Origin of the sequence: Pyrococcus sp. ST04, assembly GCF_000263735.1 — an archaeon.
In the GTDB taxonomy this organism is placed as follows: domain Archaea; phylum Methanobacteriota_B; class Thermococci; order Thermococcales; family Thermococcaceae; genus Pyrococcus.
Map to the genome: position 1 here is coordinate 1,494,377 of NC_017946.1, position 18,123 is coordinate 1,512,499.

The window sequence follows — 18,123 nt, forward strand, 5'->3', positions numbered from 1 at the left end:
ATATAATGGGGGGTGGATATGAAGAAAGTGATATTTATGCTGATTATGTTAATAATTGGAGCCATGTTCCTGGGTAACATTATGAACATAGTGCCCAAAACACTCCAGAACATTAACACGCTAAAGACAAGTGAAATCATTAAAAAATCCTCTTCAAACATGTTGAACTTAACTGCCTCGGAAAAGTTAGCAAACATAAGTATAGAGAACAAGATCGGAGGAATTCCTCTACAAAAAGGTGTATACAACGTGAGTCAAATAAACGAGGAGCTTAGAGAGAAGTTACTCAATCCAAGTGAATGGTACGTGACAAATACAAGCTTAAGCTACGAGTATGCTGAGAAATTGTACAACGAAACACTTAAGATTGTAGAGAATTCAACAGAACAGTCAAAATCAATACTTCAAAAATTCCTTGGAATATTTGGCAAAAACAAAAACGAAACCTCAAAACTCAAAGGAATTATCGAAGAAATAATAGAAAAGGCCGAGAACCTGACAAAGAAGATTAGGAAATAAAGTTTGATGACCTAACCTTTAGCATTCCCTCTTCCCATAGGGCAAGAAGTATATTTACAATTCTCTCTCCAGCCCGTCCATCCCCAAAGGGATTCCTTGCCGAAGCCATCCTTCTATAAAAGTTTTCATCATTGAGTAGCTTTTCCACATACATTAGAGCTAGGTCTTTTTCCACGCCAACTAAAACATTGCCCCCAGCCTTTATCGTTTCTGGCCTTTCCGTGTTATATCTCAGAGTAAGACAGGGGACTCCCAGGATTATTGCTTCCTCCTGAATTCCACCAGAGTCAGTCATGATTATCTTAGCATTCTTTTCTAGCTTAAGGAAATCCAAATACCCTAAAGGCTTCGTTAAGATAATGTTTTCATTTGACTCAAGCCTTTTCCAAAGACCGAACTCTTTTAGTCTCTTCTCTGCCCTAGGATGAACCGGGTAAACGACCGGGAGAGGCAAAGATGTGAGGATATCAACTAGTCTCTCCAACCTATCCCTATTGTCCACATTTTCCTTTCTATGAGCGGTTACGAGGATATATTCCTTAGGTTCTAAGCCAAGCTTCGACAGAATTTTACTTTTCCTATCTGCTATCTCGGAGTTTTGAAGAACAGCATCAACTATAGTGTTACCAACTACATAAACGCCTTCCCTTATTCCTTCCTTCTCAAGGTTATTTTTAGCCTCCAATGTAGGAGCAAAGAGAACCTCACTTGCATGGTCGGCGAGTATCCTGTTTATTTCCTCTGGCATTGTTCTGTCAAAGCTTCTTAACCCAGCTTCTACGTGAGCTACCGGAATCAACAATTTAACACTTGCCAACGCACCTGCTAAAACGGTGTTTGTGTCCCCCTGAACTATGCTAACGTCAGGCTTCTCTTCCATGAGAACTTTTTCTATTTTAATCATGGCGAAGCCCGTCTGCTCTGCCTGAGTTCCAGAGCCAACTTCGAGGTGGTAATCTATTTCTGGCAACTCAAGCTCCTCTAAAAATACTTGGCTCATTTCATAATCATAGTGCTGGCCCGTGTGAATTATCAAGGGGTGTACATCTTTCTTCAAGAATGCTCTGATAACAGGGGATAATTTAATAATTTCAGGTCTTGTTCCAAATATTATGGCAGGCCTCAAACGTCCCCCCTCCCAACTCCTCTAAAGGTAAAGCCCTTTGGAGGTGTTTCTATTATCCCTCTCCCATCAACAAGAACTCTAGTTCTCATCTTACTACCTAAATAATCCCAATCAAGCCCCTTAAACTCTAGATGGTCAGTAGCTATAACTAAAGCATCTGCTCCAGTCACAGCTTCTTCTACTGAGGGGTGAGTTCCACCGACATAGGGATCGTACGTTCTTACCTCTCGTACAATATCTTTTATTATCTCAACAAACTTCAAGGCTGGGGAATTTCTTGTATCATCTGTGCCTCCTTTATACGATAATCCTAAGACAGCAACTACCGAATCTTCAATCTTAACTCCCGCTTCTTCAAGGGCTTCAAAAAGTAGTTCAGCTACAAATTTCGGCATGCCTTCATTTATTTTTCTAGCTCGTCTAATCAGCCCAAAATCCCTTTCAGCTGAAGATAGAAGCAGATATGGATCTTTAGGAAGGCAGTGTCCCCCAACACCAATACCAGGCAAGTGAATCCTAACCCTCGGGTGAGTGTTTGCTAGTTTTATAGCTTCGAACACGTTGACTCCATATTGCATTGCCAACAATGCAAACTCATTGGCAAGGGCTATATTAACATCCCTAAACGTATTCTCCATAAGTTTAACCATTTCAGCAGTCGTTGCATCAGTAATGAATATTTCTCCCCTGACAAAGGATCTGTAAAGGTTTTCAGCTAATTTCCCTGCTTTTTTGCTTACCCCACCTATTATTCTCGAGTTGTACACTAGCTCTTTGAATATTCTCCCTGGCATAACTCTTTCTGGAGCATGTGCAACATAGAAGTCTATTCCCTCTCTCATTCCAGTTAAATCCTCGAGAAGCTTTGCCATCCTAACAGTTGTTCCTGGGGGTACTGTACTTTCGATGATGACAAGAGCACCCCTATCAATTATCTCTGCAACAGTTCTAATGGCATTTTCAACGTAGCTTAAATCGGGCTTATTTCCGAGTAAGGGGGTTTGAACACAAATTATATAAGCATCAAGACCTCGCAACTCTTCTGGTCTAGTTGTAGCCTTAAGCCTTTCCTCCTTGATTACCTTTCTAAGTCTCTCATTAATTTCAGGTTCAATTATGTGGGAATTTCCAGAGTTGATGCTTTCTACAACATCCTTCCTTATATCAAGGCCAATAACATCGTGACCCGAGGAAGCAAACATTATAGCAGTTGGAAGACCAATATATCCAAGCCCTATTACTCCAATTCTCATTTTTCATCCCTAGCCCGATATCTCGGGAGTGAATTTTAAGGATTTCCTATAGTGTATAGAATGGCCAAAATACTAGCTAAATTTTCAAAATAAAAGGGAATTAGAAGTTAGAACAACTAATTCGGGTATAGTAATCCAAAATAACGCTTTCGAAAGCATGAGAAAGGATTGTAAATTCAAAAGGAAATCAAACTACTGAAAAACCCTTATAATGGCCACTTTCACGTATATAGAATAGGTGCAGGACATGAAAATCTGGATCGATATAATGAATTCACCTCATGCTCATTTCTTCAAGGGAGTAATAAGAGAGCTCGAAAAAAGAGGGTTTGAAGTTCTTGTAACGACGAGAGAGTTTGACGGCCTAACTGATATCTTAGATATGTTGGGCATAGAGTACATCGCCATAGGAAAGCATGGAGGCTCAACGCTAGAAGGGAAGTTACTTGCAAGCACCGAGAGAGTCTACAAGCTCTCAAAGCTGATAATTGAGGAAAAACCAGACATTGCAGTATATAAAAACAACCCAGAAGCGCCGAGAATAGCGTTTGGTCTTGGTATACCCTCAGTAGGTTTCGTAGATAATGAAACGGCAGTTCCCCAGAACAAATTGATGTTCCCCTTCACAACTAGACTGATATATCCAAAGCCAATAGATGCCTATGACCTCCTAAAATGTGGTGCGGATCCAAATTCCTTGAGAAGCATAGAAGGCATAGCAGAAATAGCGAATGTATATGGATTCGTTCCAAAAGAGGAAACATTGAAGGAGTTGGGTCTGAGGAAGTATTCATACATAGTTATGAGGCCAGAACCAATAAAGGCCAACTACTTTAATGGGGACAGAGATAGGAGTATTCTAGAAGATATAATTCCCCTTCTCCCAGACCTACCCATAATCCTCTTCCCGAGAACAGAAGAGCAAAAGAAAGCATTTGAAAGATTTGAAAACGTTATAATCCCAGAGAAAGTAGTTGACACACTAACATTACTCTTCTATGCAAAACTAATGATAGGTGCTGGAGGCACTATGAACAGAGAAGCCCTAGCCCTCGGAACTCCAGCAATCTCCACTTACCCAGGGAAACTGTTAGCCGTCACGAAATGGCTCATAGAACTTGGTGTGAAGTTTCACTCTACCAACCCAATAGAAGTCGCAACTAAAGCATGGGAGATAATAAGGAAGAACAGCATGTACAGAAAGCACATTAGGATGATTATGAGTTCAATGGAAAACCCAGTAGACATAATAGTTGAAGAAATAGAAAAACTAGCTTATTCCGGCGATCTTAGGAGTTATGAAAGCCTCTATAAGAGCGGCTATGAAGAGCAAAAATATGGACACAGCCAAAAGCTTTAACGCTTCCTTTAATCCCCTCTTAAATCTGTCCTGAATTTCCCCCTCTCCATGAACTATCTCTAGGAACCAAGAAACCCCTCCAACACCAGCTATTAGCAAAGCAGGAATCTCCACTATACCATGAGGAACCAAGGAAAGTATTATCGTGGAAAGGGATTTCCCAGTATGAGCAACATATGAGGCAACAACCCCAACAACATACCCATTGAATAACATTATAAGAAAAGGCACAACTCCAAATATCAATCCTCCAAAGGTCATTATCACGGCAACCCTCGTATTGTTAAGGAATATCATTAGGAACAGCCTAAATCCTTGAGGAAGCTCCCCACCCCCAAGGAGCTTTTTTATGAACTTAAAGAACTCCTGAGCTATTAGTGGATTTGATCTGGCGACTCCTGTTCCAAGTAGTACTCCCATAAAAAATGTTAGCAATAGTGCTAAGAATATCTTCACTTTTCTTCCCATTTGTAAGCCTCCAATGCCTTTCTTATTGCTATCTTAAAGTCCTCAATGTTTAAGTATGGCATTTCAATGTCATGCCTTACTGAAAAGAAAGATTCAACGACATTCTCAAGCTCGCTAAGATTTCTTCCTTCTAGGGAATTCTCAAGCTCTTGGACTATATCTTCGGGATATATGAAAAAATCGCCTGTTATTATAACTTTTTTAGCAATTCCCCCTTCTTCATCAATTTCAACCCTTATTAGCCCCTTTCTTGCCTTGTGCTCTCCAATTAGCTTCATGAAGCCCCCATATTGAATTATAACGAGTTTAGTTAAAAAGCATTTTGATAAGACTAACTTCTTCCTTCCTACCCTAAAGGATGAGAGTTTCTCTTGAGAAAAATATAGGAGCGTCCCAAATGATCACATGGATACAAATACTACAGTAAAGAACGAAAGGTTAAGGAACGACTTTTAAGTACATAAGAGGAGTAAAGAGTCGAGGGATACAAAATGGCAAAATACAAAGATTTAGAGATTAAGGTAGTAGGAAAAGCAATCTCTCCAACAAAGACACTTATTAAAGCGGGAGAATATGAGATAACAATGGATAAATTAGGAGGAGAGGCACCTTCACCAATAGAATACGTTCTAGCGGCCCTCGTAGGATGTATAAACATAGTGGGCCATATGGTTGCTAAGGATATGGGGTTTGAAATAAGAAACCTAGAAGTTGAAGTCGTTGGAATATTTAACCCCGCCAAGTTTATGGGTCAGAATGGAGACAGAGCTGGATTCAAATCTATAAAAGCTATAGTTAAAGTAGATGCCGATGTTGATGAAGAAACTCTGAAGAAGTGGCTAGAGAAAGTTGAAGAAAGATGTCCAGTCAGTGATAACTTAGTCAACCCAACGCCAACCGAAGTTATAGTCAAGAAAGCTTAGAGTTTTTATATCTCCTCTTCTTTTTACATATTTGGGGAGCAAATATGAGGTACCTCGAGCTTGCCCAGTTGTATCAGAAGCTAGAGAAAACAACTATGAAACTTATCAAAACCAGGCTAGTTGCAGATTTTCTCAAAAAAGTTCCCGATGACCATTTAGAGTTTATTCCCTACCTGATCCTTGGAGACGTGTTCCCAGAGTGGGACGAAAGAGAACTCGGAGTTGGAGAAAAGCTGTTAATTAAAGCCGTAGCAATGGCCACTGGAATAGACGCAAACGAAATAGAAAACTCCGTAAAAGATACTGGGGACTTAGGAGAAAGCATTGCCTTAGCTGTAAAGAAGAGAAAGCAAAAGAGCTTCTTCTCACAGCCATTAACAATCAAGAGAGTCTATCAAACATTAGTTAAGGTTGCAGAGACCACGGGGGAGGGGAGTCAAGAGAAAAAGATGAAATATCTAGCAAACCTGTTTATGGATGCTGAACCCATAGAGGCAAAATACATAGCAAGAACTGTTCTTGGAACAATGAGAACTGGAGTAGCAGAAGGATTGCTCAGAGATGCAATAGCTTTAGCATTTCACGTCAAAGTTGAACTCGTAGAGAGAGCATACATGCTGACAAGTGATTTCGGATTCGTGGCAAAAGTTGCAAAGTTGGAAGGAAACGAAGGGCTGGCTAAAGTTCAAGTTCAGATAGGGAAACCAATAAAACCTATGCTCGCACAGCAGGCTGCAAACATCAAGGAAGCTCTCCTTGAAATGGGAGGAGAAGCGGAGTTTGAAATAAAATATGACGGGGCAAGAGTTCAAGTTCACAAGGACGGAGACAAAATAATAGTTTACTCAAGAAGGCTAGAAAACGTAACTAGGGCGATTCCAGAAATAGTTGAAGCACTAAAGCAAAGTGTTAAGCCAAACAAGGCGATAGTTGAGGGAGAATTAGTAGCAATAGGAGAGGACGGAAGACCACTCCCGTTTCAATATGTACTAAGGAGGTTTAGAAGGAAACACAACATCCAAGAAATGATGAAGAAAATACCCCTGGAACTTAATCTATTTGATGTTCTCTATGTTGATGGAGAGAGTATGATCGACGTTAAATTCATAGACAGAAGGAAAAAGCTCGAGGAAATAATAGAACCAAATGGAAAAATAAAGGTTGCAGAGAACCTTATAACTAAGAAAGTGGAAGAAGCTGAAGCCTTCTACAAGAAGGCCCTAGAAATGGGCCATGAAGGATTGATGGCCAAAAGATTAGACGCAACATACGAACCAGGAAACAGAGGAAAGAAATGGCTTAAGATAAAGCCAACGATGGAGAATCTTGACCTCGTAATAATAGGGGCAGAATGGGGAGAAGGAAGAAGGGCACACCTCCTGGGGTCTTTCATTCTTGGTGCATATGACCCAGAGACCGGAGAGTTCCTTGAAGTTGGAAAGGTTGGAAGCGGGTTCACGGACGAAGACTTAGTAGAGTTCACCAAAATGCTGAAACCTCTCATAATTAAGGAAGAAGGAAAAAGAGTGTGGATCGAGCCAAAGATCGTCATAGAGGTAACTTATCAGGAAATCCAAAAGAGTCCGAAATACAAGAGCGGCTTCGCACTCAGATTCCCAAGGTACGTTGCATTAAGAGACGACAAAGGACCAGAAGATGCAGATACAATTGAAAGAATAGCCCAATTATACGAGCTTCAGGAAAGAATGAAAGGAAAAGTCTAAGGAAGAACTACAGTTCCGATACCATTCCCAACTATCGCCATACTAAGCCTATCTTTCACCAGCCCATTTACAAACCATACTTCCTCAACGTGTTTGACTAGTTCCATTGCCACTTCAAGTTTTTTCTTTATTCCTCCAGTTACATCCACACCAGCCGAACCTTCTACTGCCAACGTTCTAATATCATTCCCCTTAATCTCCCTAATTAGCTCTCCACCCGGAAATTTGTCGTAAATTCCATCGACATCCATCAGGAATATAACCTTCTCGGGTTTAAATTCTTTAGAGAGGTAAAGGATTATCTCGTCCCCCGATACTATCTCTATGCCTTTCTTTTTGTCGAATGACACATCTCCAAAGAGCAATGGTATGAATTCCTTTTCTAAGGCATCTTCAACTGTCCCCAAATATCCTTCAATAATTCGACCTTCTTCAGTTACGAATATAGAAGAGCTTGAAATTGGAAATGCCGGAAGGCTATTTTCAAGAAAGCATTTAGAGACCCTAGAAGCCAAGTCAAGCATGGCTAAGTGGGTAACAACGAAGCCATGTCTGCTAGAGTAGTCCCTGAGCCCCTCTCTGATTCCAAACTTTTTTGCTAGGGGATGACCAAAGCTCCCTCCTCCATGAACGACAATAAACCTTTCCTCTGGGAAGAATCTGGATATCTCGAAGGCTATTCTTTTTACAACATCCCCACGAAAGTGGAACTTTTTCTTCTTGTCGCTTAGAACGCTTCCCCCAATTTTTACGATGATCATTCTATAACCTCCTCAATTCTAAGTCCTTCCCTGCTTATCTCGGTAATCATTGGAGTTCCACCGGCTATCGTTATTGCCGTTGCAACCTCCCTCTGTCTCTCCGGAGCTAGTGCATACATGCACCCCCCTCCACCGGCACCAGTTATTTTGGCACCCAGGGCCCCAGCAGTCCTTGCGGCATAAACTAGTTCGCTAAGCTTCTTTGTCGAAACTCCAAGGGCATCCAATAGTCCGTGATTTATATTCATCAAAACCCCTAGCCTCTCAAACTTTTCCCTGTGGTCAATCTCCGACACTATAATTTCCCTTGCCTTCTCAACGAGCTTTCCCATTGATTCGAGAATTGGAATTATTAGCTCGGGCATCTCCTCATACCTCTTTCTAACCATCGCTACAAGTTCTTTAGTGGATCCAGAAGAGCCAGTGTATCCAACAACTATAGGAAGCTCCATAAATGGCAGGTGCTCAAACTTCCCCTTTTCATAATAGAGAAAACCCCCAATTGCAGATACCGTTGGATCTATACCACTCGACGCCCCCTGAACAAGAAGCTCAGTTTTATGGCCCAATTTTGCTATTTCCTCTTTTGTAAGCTCTAACCCCAAAAGCCTAGAAACAGCTCCAATTGTTGCAACTGCAACTGCAGCCGATGACCCAAGGCCAGCGCCAACAGGAATTTGAGAGGTAATACTAACTTGAACCCCCGTATTTTTATCTGCCTCTTCCAAAACAAGATTTATGGCTTCTCTAACGTAACTCAAGACTTCAGCAGCTTTTCCATAATCGGTCTCAAAATATATTTCATTTTCAGAGAAGGAAACAGTTAATCCCGGAACCTTAATATCATGAGCCTCTATTCTAATTTTACCATCGTTTCTTGGCTCAGCCTCCACATATGTTCTCAGGTTTATTGCAGCAGCTATTGCCGGCTTCCCATAGACTACACTGTGTTCTCCAAATAGTATTATCTTGGCGGGAGCCGATGCAATAACCTTCATTTTTAAGCCCCTCCAAAATTCGAAATCCTATCACTCTAACTATGAAAGTTGTTAGGGAATAATTAAAGTTAACTTAGCTCAAGGTTATTACTTCTTCATAACTATACTCGCATAGCCAACGATTGCATCGGTACTTTTGCTAACCTCATAGCTCGTTGTGTAGTGCAAGAGCTCTGCCTCAACAGCTCCCGAAAGCTTTGAATATACTATTCCAACACCAACTCCTCCGGGCCCACACATTGTGTGATTCATCTCCCTGATCTCGTCAAACATCCCTTCCACGTCAAAGTCAAGTATTCTTCTTATCACTCTCATGTCCCACTCTCTAACCATGTTTGGTATGTCCTCTGCTCTCCCGGTGAAAGGAACATAGCCATAGAAGTATCCATAGTGCATGAAGTCAGTGGATGCTATAACAACAACATCCCTGCCAAGGGACTGAGCTGCCTCATAGACGGCTCTACCTAAGGTGTTAGCTACGTCTTCGTCCTGGATTCCCAAAGTTATTGGAACTATCATAAAATCTTTTCCAGCTAACTCCGCAAGATACTGAATGAATGGCAATTGAACCTCTATTGAGTGCTCATACTTATGAGCCAGATCATCTAAGTCAGCAATTCCAGAAAGCTCAACAATAGTCCTTGCCATTTGAGAATCAACCTTAACGCTTCCTAAGGGCGTTTCCCACTCTCCCTCTGGATAGACTGCTATTGGAGAGCCCATCCCTGTGTGGTTTGGCCCGAATATGACGAATACCTCTGGAAAGCCGTCTTCATAGATGGCCTTATATGTTCTCGAGGCAGTATAACCAGAGAATACGTAACCTGCATGCGGTGCCACACCTGCTGTAATTCTTCTTCTGTCCCCCTCTTCACCGAGGTCACTAAAGAAATTCTCAAGCATCTCAATTAACTCATCACCTTCAGGATAAAACTGCCCTGCAACTGCCGGATACCTCCTCATCTCTCCCCACCTCCTGAATTAACTATCCAGTGAAATTTAAATACCTTCGGTTAGTTTAAGACCACTACCAGTTAGGGGAATCAAGACCCTTGCTCCCTTCTCAATTAAGTCATCCTCCATAAGTTTCCATAACCCTGCAAGTGCAGTTGCCGACGTTGGCTCAACGATAAATCCATTCCTCTTGAGCCAACTTAAAGCAGCCAGGGTTTCTCCCTCAGTAATGCTAACACAAGTTCCATTAGTCTCTCGAAGTATTTTAACCATCTCGTCCTTTCTGGGAGGCTCTGGAATTGCTATTCCATCGGCAAGAAAGTTCTTTATGGGAGATCTTTCACACAGGCTTTCGTATCCGGAAGATTGGACTGCCACCATCTTTGGCATTATATTTGTTTCTCCCATCTCGACTAATTCCCTGAACCCTTTCCATATGCCAATGAATAAAGTCCCACTCCCAACCGGAACAATCACGTATTCTGGAACTCCAATTTGCTCATACACTTCATATGCAACTGTTTTTGTGCCTTCCAAGAAGTATGGGTTGAGCCAATGAGAAACATAAGTTACTCCTTCCCTTTCAGAAAACTCTACGGCTCTTTTGTGAACCTCCATTCTATCCCCTTCAACAAAGTGAACCCTCGCATTTAACCTCATCAAAAGCGAAACTTTCTCTGGCTTTGTATTGTAGGAGAGAAATATATGAACTTTAATTCCAGAAAAAAGAGCATATAAAGCCATGCTTAATCCAGCATTTCCCGAACTATCGAGAACTACTTCATGTATTCCCTCTTCTTTTAGTTTGGCTATTGTTACATAGGTTCCTCTATCTTTAAATGAACCACTTGGATGGAGGTATTCAAGCTTGAATACAGCATCGACACTTCCAATATTAACTTCAGAAATAGGCGTTATTCCTGGATGAAGGTGGGGAAGAAATTCCTCTTCAACAGGAATATACTCCAAGTACCTTCTCATATCAAAGTACCTAAAATCTGGTGAGAAAGAGTTGTACTCCCTCTTTACAAGCAGTGTTCCACCACACTCGCATTTCATGATAAAACTCTCGGGGTGAACTTTACCACATCTCGTACATACCAGCAAGAGTTTCACCAAAAATGTTCAAGGAAAAAGAGTGTAAAAAGGTTACCTCCTAACGATTTTCATCTCGAAGTCTTCAACGGGTATCTTGAAGTCTTCTCTGCTCTGTATTTCTCCTCTATTGTAGAGTATCTCCCTTGCCAGTATCCAGTATATTAATGCCAGTGCTTTCCTACCTTTGTTGTTTGTTGGTATTGCAAGATCAACGTAACTCAGAAGGTTTTCGGTATCAACGAGGGCTACTATAGGTATTCCGATTTCAACAGCTTCCTTCATTGCCTGGTGATCTGCTCTTGGGTCCGTAATTATTATCACATCAGGCTCGAAGAAGTTCTTCACGGCTGGGTTGGTCATTGTTCCTGGAAGGAATCTCCCTGGAATAGCCTTTGCTCCTGTAACTTCGCCAAATTTCTTTACGGGTTTCTGACCGTAAAGCCTAACACTCACTGCAAGGATACTCTGAGGCTCGAACTTAGCGAGGAATTTTCCAGCAACTTTTAGCCTTTCATCGGTCTTCCTAACGTCTAGGACGTAGAGCCCATCCTGTCTGACTCTGTAGATGAACTTCTTCATGTCTTTGGTCTTTTGCTGTGTCCCTATGTGGACTCCAGCAGCCAGATACTGATCGAGTGGAACCAGATACTCATCAGCCATCTTAACCACCTCCTTCACTCCTCAAACGTTATAATCCTACCCCTTTCTCCTAATTCTTCGGCGATTCTATTCAACTCGTTTATCTTCTCAACAGAGTTCCAATCAATAATCATTGCCGGGCATCTGAGGCCCAGCGCGAGATGCGGAAGGGTTTCATCAGCGGGCTCATACTTAGCCTCGGATAAAATTGGGGTTATTTTTTCAGCCTTCACATCATTCACAAAGTTGTACAAGTCGGTGAGCGTGCCAAGGTTTATAGGTTTTACCGATAGTGCGTTATAGTATTTTCTGTCTAAGATATTGTTCCTTCTAAAGAGGTACTCGCCATCAATAAAGATGCCATGAGTTCCAGCTATGAGTTCTAAAAATAGCTCCGGTCCCCCAACTGGTTTTATATATGCTATGTTGTTATCTTCAACAAGGCTTAATACTTTCTCTATTTCCATTTCCTTTTTCATAGTTATCCCGAGGGCAACCTCAAGGCCTAGCTCCATTCCTACTTCTTCAGAAACTTTGGAGAGTTCCTCGAGTTCTATCTTTGTAACGTTTTCTTTAATCCTGGATATTGCATCAATTATGTCCGTTACCTCAAGTAGATCCCTCACTATTATGTGGTATTCAAAGGAATCATCCCTGGCAAATGTCAGTATTGGAACTGGAAGCTCTGTTGTGAATGTTCCACCGATGTATGAATAAAGGGATAAGTCCCTAGAGCTCGCAGCGGCTTTTGCAATTGCAACTGAAACAGCGAGTGCCGTATTTGCACCTATGTGGCTGAGGTCATCAGTACCATCTATTTCCCAAAGGTAGCTGTCGATTAGTTCTTGCTCAACAGCGTCAAATCCTATCAGCTCTGGGCCAATTATCTCATCAACTTCACTTACAGCCCTTCTAGCCTCTGCAATGTGAAGAAGAGGATGTTCTTCAATTGGGGAGGCGAACCTACCAAACCCATCATCGGTCACAACATCAACTTCAACAGAGTATTTTCCTCCCCTCAACACAACAACTCTACCAATAACATTTTGTATTACGCTCATCCCTCATCAGCTCGGCCTTATTACTGTTATTGGTATTATACCCTTTTCAAATTCCAAGATTGCTGCTTCAAGTGGGGTAGTTCCTTCTGGAACGTCAATGAGGACAGGAGCTCCCATCGCTATCTGGAGGGCTCTCGCACCTATAATCCTAGCTTTTTCGAATCTCGTGTACTTGAACACGAGGCACCACCTTCAAGTGTTTTGGTGGGGCCGCCGGGATTTGAACCCGGGTCACCGGCGCCCCAGGCCGGGAGGATAGCCAAGCTACCCCACGGCCCCGCCTAAACAAAGAAAGGATGGTTGTTTTCAATAAACCCTATAGTGCATTATCTCATCAATGAGTTCTACATGACTAAGGAGCATCCTTCTGCAACAGTATCTCTCAAGTCCAAGGTCGTCAAGCACTTTTTCTGGATCTTCACCGGCCTCAACCCTTCTCTTGAACTCGTAATATTTATCACCAATTACCTTTCCACATGTAAAGCATCTCACGGGGATTATCAAGGGTTAACACCCCACCGATAGTCGGTAATAAAGAGTTTTTAAAATTAACGGAAGAAAATCAACGATAACTCTTCTGCCTTTTCGCTCTTGGACCCTTCGTTGACCTGTTTGGCTTGTGGGGCTCTGTTCTTCTGGGATCTCCAACCAACATTGTTCTATCGTATTTCATGAACTTTTCCTTAAGGTTCATGTCTCCTGTCCACTCTACAAGGGCTCTTGCTATTGCAATTCTTGCCGCTTCTGCCTGACCCATGAACCCTCCACCCTGAACCTTAACGTCAATGTCAACACTGTTCCATACCTCTTCTCCTGCGAGTATTAGGGGTTCTAAGATAGTGAACCTGGCAATTTCAGGCTCAATGATTTCTACAGGCTTTCCATTTATCCTGACTCTTCCTTTACCCTCTCTAATAACTGCCCTCGCAATTGCAGTCTTCCTCTTTCCGGTAGTCTGGATGATCCTCATTCACACCACCTCAGAATTTTCCTCCCAAAAACTTTGCAACCTCACCAACTGTCACATACTTTGGTCTTGAAAGCCTTGAAATGTGGGCCTCCATAATAGTTTCGAGTTGCTTATCCTGGAACTCCTTTGGAATGCCAACGTAAACTTTGAGCCTCTTAAATGCTTTTCTTCCTCTATCGGTCTTCCAAGGAAGCATTCCTCTGATGGTTCTTCTGACTATTTCATCACTTCTTTTTGGATAGAAGGGACCTCTTCTTGGATTTGTTAAGGTTCTTAATTCTGTTCTTTGCTTGTACTTCTTGAATATGACATCTCTATTACCAGTGATTACAGCCTTCTCAGCATTAACTATGACAACTTCCTCTCCCTCTAAGAGCATCTTTGCAACCTTTGAAGCAAGTCTTCCGAGTATTAATCCATCAGCGTTAATAATCCTCATGGCTCATCACTCCATAATCCTTACTCCACTTCCTTTGGGGTTTCTCTCAACTAATTCTTCGATTGTTATTGCCTCACCACCGGCCTCAATTATTTTCTTTCTCGCTGCTTCACTGAACTTCCATGCAGCAACTATTACCTTCTTCTCTAGTCTTCCTGCCCCAAGAACACTTCCAGGAACTACTATCATTTCTCCGTCCTTTGCATATCTGTTTATTTTACTAACGTTGACCTCTGCCCTTTGTCTTCTAGGTCTTTCTAACCTCCAAGCTATGTCCTTCCATATTTTCACTCCTTGTTCGTTGGATTTCTTTCTAAGGAAGCGAATGAGCCTTCTAAGGTTTGGATCAGTTGGACCAGTCCTCTTCATAAAGCCATCCTCCTTTTAATTATCTCGCCGCAGGGAAACCGACAAGGGGCGGGGTGAGCGTAAATATATGGTGCGGGGGCGGGGATTTGAACCCCGGAACCCCTACGGGACGGGACCCTAAATCCCGCGCCTTTGGCCAGGCTCGGCAACCCCCGCGCAGGTCAAGAGGTCAATCCTTGAAGTTCACTTATAAACCTATCGGCCTTCCTCATTAATATCTTGAGTGCTATGCTCACTATCTCCTCAACGGGGAGTTCTCCGTTAGTTTCAACAGTAAATACATATGTGTCAGGCACTATTTCCTCCCATATCTCCTTACCCTCATACTCTTCAAATTCCTTTGGTATGTAGAAGGGCTTTATTGTTGTGACGATAACCTCTTTTTCATTTTCCTCTACTGGAAGACCCCTCTTCTTTGCAAGCTTTTTGAGCTTTTCCCAACCCTCAATCTCCTTGCTTATGTGTATCTTCGTATAATACTTATAATAAACGAATCCAGGTTGCCACTTTGCATGATCCTTACCTCTTCCAAGCTTGGCATATGCATTAAAAACAAGTCTTTGCCCTTTTGCCAACTTAACTATGGGAATATCAGGGGTCACCGGTCTCACGTCTGGATCGTCACTTTTTAGATCACCAGAATAAACTATCCCTGGACCTTCCGCCTCTAGGGATAGGGTTACCGTGTAATCATCAAGCTCTAGTGCATCAAGTTCAAATCTGTCAACTGGGGTTGTTAAAGGAATCATGGCAAGCCTGTGAGCAATTATCTCATCAAAGAGTGCAGAATCATTTTCATAAAATTCAACCTCATCAACAGCAAACGTTGGAACCTCAGCTAGAATTGTTCTCCTTAAAGCATTTGCAAAAGCTACGTGAACCCCCTTAAGGATGAATTTAATTGAATCATCCCTTTTCTCAAGAATCTCAATCTCAACCATTTCCACTCCTCCAGTAAAATAAAATATTAAGAAGTTCAGACACGTCTTCCTCTCCTACCGCCCTTAGGTCTTGTTCCATCATGTGGGATTGGAGTTACATCTTCAACCCTACCTATTTTAAGCCCGGCTCTTGCCAATGCTCTAATAGCTGCTTGAGCTCCTGGACCAGGAGTTTTGCTCTTACTTCCTCCAGGGGCTCTGATTCTTATGTGAACTCCAATAATTCCCTTTTCTAGAGCCTCTTCTGCTGCCCTTTTTGCTGCTATCATTGCAGCATAGGGAGAAGGCTCATCCCTGTCAGCCTTCACAACCATACCACCGCTCCATCTGCTTATTGTCTCAGCTCCAGTTATGTCAGTTATGTGGATTATCGTGTTGTTATAGCTTGAATAAATGTGAGCAATTCCCCACTTCTCCTTCTTCTTTATGTTAACTTGTTCCTCGCTCATGCTTCACCACCCTGTTTCGCCTTCTCAATCATCATCCTCTCTGGATGTTGTGGATTTGCAAATGGTGAAGTTCTTGCATATGTTATAGTATCCTCCTCTTCCTTAAGGACGAGGTAACTTGGTGACCTTATTATCTGACCGTTAACCTCGATATGACCGTGAACTATTAATTGTCTCGCCTGTCTCATAGTCCTGGCTAGTCCCTTCTTGTACACTATTGTCTGTAGCCTCCTCTCAAGGATGTCCTCGATTGTTAGTGACAGCACATCATCAAGAACTGCATCCTCAGGAAGTAGACCGAGTCTCTTAAGCCTAGCCAAAAGCTGTTGTCTCTCAACTTCTGCCTGCTTACCTCTTGCTGCTAACAATCTTCTAGCTCTTCTTCTGAAGTTCTTAAGTTGTGTCTCATGCTTCCAAAGCTCTTTCTTGTTCTTAAGCTCGTACTTGTCCATTAAAACTCTCTCTCTGTCGAGCCTCTCCTTAATCCATGGGTGCGGTGGAGTTTCATACTTCTTCCTCTGCCTCTTAGGATCTCCCATCCTTCACCACCCCACAACTTCACTTCTTCTTCCTGCTAACACCAACAGTCTGACCTCTTCTGAAGTTAGACCTGGTTCTCTGACCCCTAACTGGAAGGCCAAGCTCATGTCTTATACCTCTGTAAGCCCTTATCCTCCTGAGCCTCATGATGTCTTCTCTTATGGCCATGTCAAGCTTTGCCGTAATGAGGTGCAGATCCTTACCTGTCTCATAGTCCTTAGGCCTGTTAACAGCCCATCTGGGTATTCCATGAGCAACTGGATCGCTAAGTATCTCCTCAATCTTCTTCACTTGTTCATCCGTGAGGTATCCTGCCTTCATGAAGGGATCAAGCCCAGCAACCCTGCACACCATTGTAGCGAAGTTTATGCCAACTCCCTTGATAGCGGTGAGCGCCCATCTTAACTGCTTGTGCCCATCCAAATCAACTCCCGCAACACGAACTATGTGCCTGAAATCAGCCATTTTATCACCCCTTAAATTATAAGGATGTTCTGGCGCCGGGACGGGGATTTGAACCCCGGCGGGCAACGCCCACGGGCTCTCAAGGCCCGCGCCCTACCAGGCTGGGCTATCCCGGCATCCCACCATTCGGTGAGGTGTCCTACATTAGGGCTTTAATAAACTTTACCCTTAACATCCAAACAATCTCCAATTATAGGGGCATTTGAAGAGGAGCGATTCCTCCTTAATTTCAGCTCTAGAGGCATTGTTGGGCTTTAATTTTATAAACCTTTCTCTATAGCCGCCCGGCATATACTCTGTATCCGCTCCCTTTAGCCAATTCTACAACTTCACTAAAAACTTCCTCCATAATCTCCCTTATGCTCTTTGCTCCCTGCTTGGTTTTTATTACTAATTGCAAAGTGCCCCCATTGGTTAGGTAATTTGGAGCCTCTCTAATTATCCTCTCAAGCACTTCCTTCCCAGCATGAACCGGAGGATTTGTTATTATTGAGTCAAACTTCTCCCCTCTCACTGGTTCATAAAGATTTCCAAGCCTAACTTCGGCATTTTTTACATGATTGAGCTTCAAATTTTTCCTCGCTATTGAAACAGCTCTCCTATTCACATCTGTCATGACTACCCACTTCACAAACCTCGAAGCAACGATACCTATCGGACCATACCCACAACCCAAATCAAGGATTTTCCAGTCAGGATTTAGAAGCATATTCTTTATTAGCAACTCGGTACCTCTATCGAGCTTTCCAAAAGAGAACACGCCACTTGCCGTTATAAATTTAAAACAATAACCCCTAATGCAAACTTCAATAGTTTTTGTCTTAAGAGGTCCCCCAGGCTCCCGTGAGTAGTAATGGGTCATGTGTAAAAAATGCAAAATCCGTTTTATAAGCATGAAGGTTCTCAATCCAAAAACTTTCCCATGATGATAGTTTTCCCGATGCTCTTCCCATATTCTCCAGCAATTTCCTTCCTCAAAGCCGTTACTACTTTTTTTAAATATCTGCCAGCAACTCTAATGGCCTCGGGAAGATCCTTTTCTGTTTCCCACAGATAAAGCCCTCCA

General features: G+C 42.4%; 24 protein-coding genes and 3 tRNA genes. 4 read left to right on the forward strand and 23 right to left on the reverse strand.

Translation table 11 applies throughout. From position 1 onward, the window contains the following. Positions 1 to 18: 18 nt before the first annotated feature. Positions 19 to 519: a hypothetical protein gene (locus PY04_RS07900; RefSeq protein ID WP_014734603.1), complete on the forward strand. Its 501-nt coding sequence runs from the start codon at positions 19 to 21 to the stop codon at positions 517 to 519. Here the strand turns inward: PY04_RS07900 and wecB are convergent. Then, entirely contained in the window at positions 509 to 1,645 is a 1,137-nt protein-coding gene (wecB, locus tag PY04_RS07905; RefSeq protein ID WP_048056110.1) for a non-hydrolyzing UDP-N-acetylglucosamine 2-epimerase, read from the reverse strand. The genes PY04_RS07900 and wecB overlap by 11 nt on opposite strands. Next, entirely contained in the window at positions 1,642 to 2,898 is a 1,257-nt protein-coding gene (locus PY04_RS07910; protein ID WP_048056111.1) for a UDP-N-acetyl-D-mannosamine dehydrogenase, read from the reverse strand. Before PY04_RS07910 ends, wecB begins: the two co-directional genes overlap by 4 nt. A 247-nt stretch (positions 2,899 to 3,145) precedes the next feature. On the opposite strand from PY04_RS07910, the gene PY04_RS07915 reads away from it, so the two are divergent. Then, positions 3,146 to 4,258 (forward strand): DUF354 domain-containing protein, encoded by a 1,113-nt coding sequence (locus PY04_RS07915; RefSeq protein ID WP_014734606.1) that lies wholly within the window; start codon positions 3,146 to 3,148, stop codon positions 4,256 to 4,258. Here the strand turns inward: PY04_RS07915 and PY04_RS09535 are convergent. Then, on the reverse strand, positions 4,169 to 4,726 hold the full coding sequence (locus PY04_RS09535) for a stage II sporulation protein M (RefSeq protein ID WP_014734607.1): 558 nt from the start codon (positions 4,724 to 4,726) through the stop codon (positions 4,169 to 4,171). The two genes, PY04_RS07915 and PY04_RS09535, sit on opposite strands and share 90 nt — an antisense overlap. Continuing rightward, positions 4,711 to 5,004 (reverse strand): lipoate protein ligase C-terminal domain-containing protein, encoded by a 294-nt coding sequence (locus PY04_RS07920; RefSeq protein ID WP_048056112.1) that lies wholly within the window; start codon positions 5,002 to 5,004, stop codon positions 4,711 to 4,713. Before PY04_RS07920 ends, PY04_RS09535 begins: the two co-directional genes overlap by 16 nt. Before the next feature lie 213 nt (positions 5,005 to 5,217). Between PY04_RS07920 and PY04_RS07925 the strand changes: the two genes are divergently transcribed. Together PY04_RS07925 and PY04_RS07930 are read left to right on the forward strand one after the other, a co-directional pair. Then, positions 5,218 to 5,649 carry an OsmC family protein gene (locus PY04_RS07925; RefSeq protein ID WP_014734608.1) on the forward strand — a complete coding sequence of 144 codons (432 nt, stop codon included), beginning with the start codon at positions 5,218 to 5,220 and terminating at the stop codon, positions 5,647 to 5,649. A 44-nt stretch (positions 5,650 to 5,693) separates the two neighbouring features. Then, positions 5,694 to 7,373 carry an ATP-dependent DNA ligase gene (locus PY04_RS07930; protein WP_014734609.1) on the forward strand — a complete coding sequence of 560 codons (1,680 nt, stop codon included), beginning with the start codon at positions 5,694 to 5,696 and terminating at the stop codon, positions 7,371 to 7,373. Here PY04_RS07930 and PY04_RS07935 read toward each other — a convergent pair. The 19 genes from PY04_RS07935 to PY04_RS08025 form a co-directional block, all read right to left on the reverse strand. Next, positions 7,370 to 8,134, reverse strand: a complete 765-nt coding sequence (locus tag PY04_RS07935; protein WP_014734610.1) for an isopentenyl phosphate kinase — start codon at positions 8,132 to 8,134, stop codon at positions 7,370 to 7,372. The two genes, PY04_RS07930 and PY04_RS07935, sit on opposite strands and share 4 nt — an antisense overlap. Next, a complete protein-coding gene (locus tag PY04_RS07940; protein WP_014734611.1) occupies positions 8,131 to 9,132 on the reverse strand; it encodes a mevalonate kinase in 1,002 nt (333 codons plus the stop codon). The genes PY04_RS07935 and PY04_RS07940 overlap by 4 nt, the downstream gene beginning before the upstream one ends. 87 nt (positions 9,133 to 9,219) lie before the next feature. After that, positions 9,220 to 10,095, reverse strand: coding sequence for an MEMO1 family protein (locus tag PY04_RS07945; protein WP_014734612.1), 876 nt, complete (start codon positions 10,093 to 10,095; stop codon positions 9,220 to 9,222). A gap of 36 nt (positions 10,096 to 10,131) precedes the next feature. Next, positions 10,132 to 11,193 (reverse strand): pyridoxal-phosphate dependent enzyme, encoded by a 1,062-nt coding sequence (locus PY04_RS07950; RefSeq protein ID WP_048056113.1) that lies wholly within the window; start codon positions 11,191 to 11,193, stop codon positions 10,132 to 10,134. A gap of 42 nt (positions 11,194 to 11,235) precedes the next feature. Then, positions 11,236 to 11,844 carry a 30S ribosomal protein S2 gene (gene rpsB / locus PY04_RS07955; protein WP_014734614.1) on the reverse strand — a complete coding sequence of 203 codons (609 nt, stop codon included), beginning with the start codon at positions 11,842 to 11,844 and terminating at the stop codon, positions 11,236 to 11,238. Positions 11,845 to 11,858: 14 nt separating this feature from the next. Further along, a complete protein-coding gene (locus tag PY04_RS07960; RefSeq protein ID WP_014734615.1) occupies positions 11,859 to 12,884 on the reverse strand; it encodes a hypothetical protein in 1,026 nt (341 codons plus the stop codon). A gap of 6 nt (positions 12,885 to 12,890) precedes the next feature. Next, positions 12,891 to 13,064, reverse strand: coding sequence for a DNA-directed RNA polymerase subunit K (locus PY04_RS07965; RefSeq protein WP_014734616.1), 174 nt, complete (start codon positions 13,062 to 13,064; stop codon positions 12,891 to 12,893). Positions 13,065 to 13,086: 22 nt separating this feature from the next. Continuing rightward, a tRNA-Pro gene (locus PY04_RS07970) sits at positions 13,087 to 13,163 on the reverse strand. Positions 13,164 to 13,190: 27 nt separating this feature from the next. Beyond that, positions 13,191 to 13,388 carry a DNA-directed RNA polymerase subunit N gene (locus tag PY04_RS07975; protein WP_013747693.1) on the reverse strand — a complete coding sequence of 66 codons (198 nt, stop codon included), beginning with the start codon at positions 13,386 to 13,388 and terminating at the stop codon, positions 13,191 to 13,193. A gap of 58 nt (positions 13,389 to 13,446) precedes the next feature. Further along, a complete protein-coding gene (locus PY04_RS07980; RefSeq protein ID WP_014734617.1) occupies positions 13,447 to 13,854 on the reverse strand; it encodes a 30S ribosomal protein S9 in 408 nt (135 codons plus the stop codon). 10 nt (positions 13,855 to 13,864) lie between these two features. Then, complete coding sequence (gene rplM / locus PY04_RS07985; protein WP_014734618.1) at positions 13,865 to 14,293, reverse strand: 50S ribosomal protein L13; 429 nt, start codon at positions 14,291 to 14,293, stop codon at positions 13,865 to 13,867. 6 nt (positions 14,294 to 14,299) lie between these two features. After that, a complete protein-coding gene (locus tag PY04_RS07990; RefSeq protein ID WP_014734619.1) occupies positions 14,300 to 14,662 on the reverse strand; it encodes a 50S ribosomal protein L18e in 363 nt (120 codons plus the stop codon). A 68-nt stretch (positions 14,663 to 14,730) separates the two neighbouring features. Then, positions 14,731 to 14,818, reverse strand: a tRNA-Leu gene (locus PY04_RS07995). Positions 14,819 to 14,823: 5 nt separating this feature from the next. Beyond that, positions 14,824 to 15,603 (reverse strand): DNA-directed RNA polymerase subunit D, encoded by a 780-nt coding sequence (locus PY04_RS08000; protein WP_014734620.1) that lies wholly within the window; start codon positions 15,601 to 15,603, stop codon positions 14,824 to 14,826. Positions 15,604 to 15,638: 35 nt separating this feature from the next. Then, positions 15,639 to 16,052 carry a 30S ribosomal protein S11 gene (locus PY04_RS08005; protein ID WP_014734621.1) on the reverse strand — a complete coding sequence of 138 codons (414 nt, stop codon included), beginning with the start codon at positions 16,050 to 16,052 and terminating at the stop codon, positions 15,639 to 15,641. Beyond that, the gene (locus PY04_RS08010) at positions 16,049 to 16,591 is read right to left on the reverse strand and encodes a 30S ribosomal protein S4 (RefSeq protein ID WP_014734622.1); all 543 of its coding nucleotides are present in this window, start codon (positions 16,589 to 16,591) and stop codon (positions 16,049 to 16,051) included. Before PY04_RS08010 ends, PY04_RS08005 begins: the two co-directional genes overlap by 4 nt. Positions 16,592 to 16,610: 19 nt before the next feature. Then, positions 16,611 to 17,057, reverse strand: a complete 447-nt coding sequence (locus PY04_RS08015) for a 30S ribosomal protein S13 (protein WP_014734623.1) — start codon at positions 17,055 to 17,057, stop codon at positions 16,611 to 16,613. Between the two features lie 30 nt (positions 17,058 to 17,087). Further along, a tRNA-Ser gene (locus PY04_RS08020) sits at positions 17,088 to 17,173 on the reverse strand. A gap of 158 nt (positions 17,174 to 17,331) precedes the next feature. After that, positions 17,332 to 17,919, reverse strand: coding sequence for a class I SAM-dependent methyltransferase (locus PY04_RS08025; RefSeq protein WP_048056236.1), 588 nt, complete (start codon positions 17,917 to 17,919; stop codon positions 17,332 to 17,334). Positions 17,920 to 18,123: the final 204 nt, after the last annotated feature.

Excerpts from the sequence above, each read along its gene's own strand:
- PY04_RS07900 (WP_014734603.1), top strand. The coding sequence starts at position 19 with ATGAAGAAAGTGATATTTATGCTGATTATGTTAATAATTGGAGCCATG.
- PY04_RS07910 (WP_048056111.1), bottom strand. The coding sequence starts at position 2,898 with ATGAGAATTGGAGTAATAGGGCTTGGATATATTGGTCTTCCAACTGCT.
- PY04_RS07915 (WP_014734606.1), top strand. The coding sequence starts at position 3,146 with ATGAAAATCTGGATCGATATAATGAATTCACCTCATGCTCATTTCTTC.
- PY04_RS09535 (WP_014734607.1), bottom strand. The coding sequence starts at position 4,726 with ATGGGAAGAAAAGTGAAGATATTCTTAGCACTATTGCTAACATTTTTT.
- PY04_RS07920 (WP_048056112.1), bottom strand. The coding sequence starts at position 5,004 with ATGAAGCTAATTGGAGAGCACAAGGCAAGAAAGGGGCTAATAAGGGTT.
- PY04_RS07925 (WP_014734608.1), top strand. The coding sequence starts at position 5,218 with ATGGCAAAATACAAAGATTTAGAGATTAAGGTAGTAGGAAAAGCAATC.
- PY04_RS07930 (WP_014734609.1), top strand. The coding sequence starts at position 5,694 with ATGAGGTACCTCGAGCTTGCCCAGTTGTATCAGAAGCTAGAGAAAACA.
- PY04_RS07935 (WP_014734610.1), bottom strand. The coding sequence starts at position 8,134 with ATGATCATCGTAAAAATTGGGGGAAGCGTTCTAAGCGACAAGAAGAAA.
- PY04_RS07940 (WP_014734611.1), bottom strand. The coding sequence starts at position 9,132 with ATGAAGGTTATTGCATCGGCTCCCGCCAAGATAATACTATTTGGAGAA.
- PY04_RS07945 (WP_014734612.1), bottom strand. The coding sequence starts at position 10,095 with ATGAGGAGGTATCCGGCAGTTGCAGGGCAGTTTTATCCTGAAGGTGAT.
- rpsB (WP_014734614.1), bottom strand. The coding sequence starts at position 11,844 with ATGGCTGATGAGTATCTGGTTCCACTCGATCAGTATCTGGCTGCTGGA.
- PY04_RS07960 (WP_014734615.1), bottom strand. The coding sequence starts at position 12,884 with ATGAGCGTAATACAAAATGTTATTGGTAGAGTTGTTGTGTTGAGGGGA.
- PY04_RS07980 (WP_014734617.1), bottom strand. The coding sequence starts at position 13,854 with ATGAGGATCATCCAGACTACCGGAAAGAGGAAGACTGCAATTGCGAGG.
- rplM (WP_014734618.1), bottom strand. The coding sequence starts at position 14,293 with ATGAGGATTATTAACGCTGATGGATTAATACTCGGAAGACTTGCTTCA.
- PY04_RS07990 (WP_014734619.1), bottom strand. The coding sequence starts at position 14,662 with ATGAAGAGGACTGGTCCAACTGATCCAAACCTTAGAAGGCTCATTCGC.
- PY04_RS08000 (WP_014734620.1), bottom strand. The coding sequence starts at position 15,603 with ATGGTTGAGATTGAGATTCTTGAGAAAAGGGATGATTCAATTAAATTC.
- PY04_RS08005 (WP_014734621.1), bottom strand. The coding sequence starts at position 16,052 with ATGAGCGAGGAACAAGTTAACATAAAGAAGAAGGAGAAGTGGGGAATT.
- PY04_RS08010 (WP_014734622.1), bottom strand. The coding sequence starts at position 16,591 with ATGGGAGATCCTAAGAGGCAGAGGAAGAAGTATGAAACTCCACCGCAC.
- PY04_RS08015 (WP_014734623.1), bottom strand. The coding sequence starts at position 17,057 with ATGGCTGATTTCAGGCACATAGTTCGTGTTGCGGGAGTTGATTTGGAT.
- PY04_RS08025 (WP_048056236.1), bottom strand. The coding sequence starts at position 17,919 with ATGACCCATTACTACTCACGGGAGCCTGGGGGACCTCTTAAGACAAAA.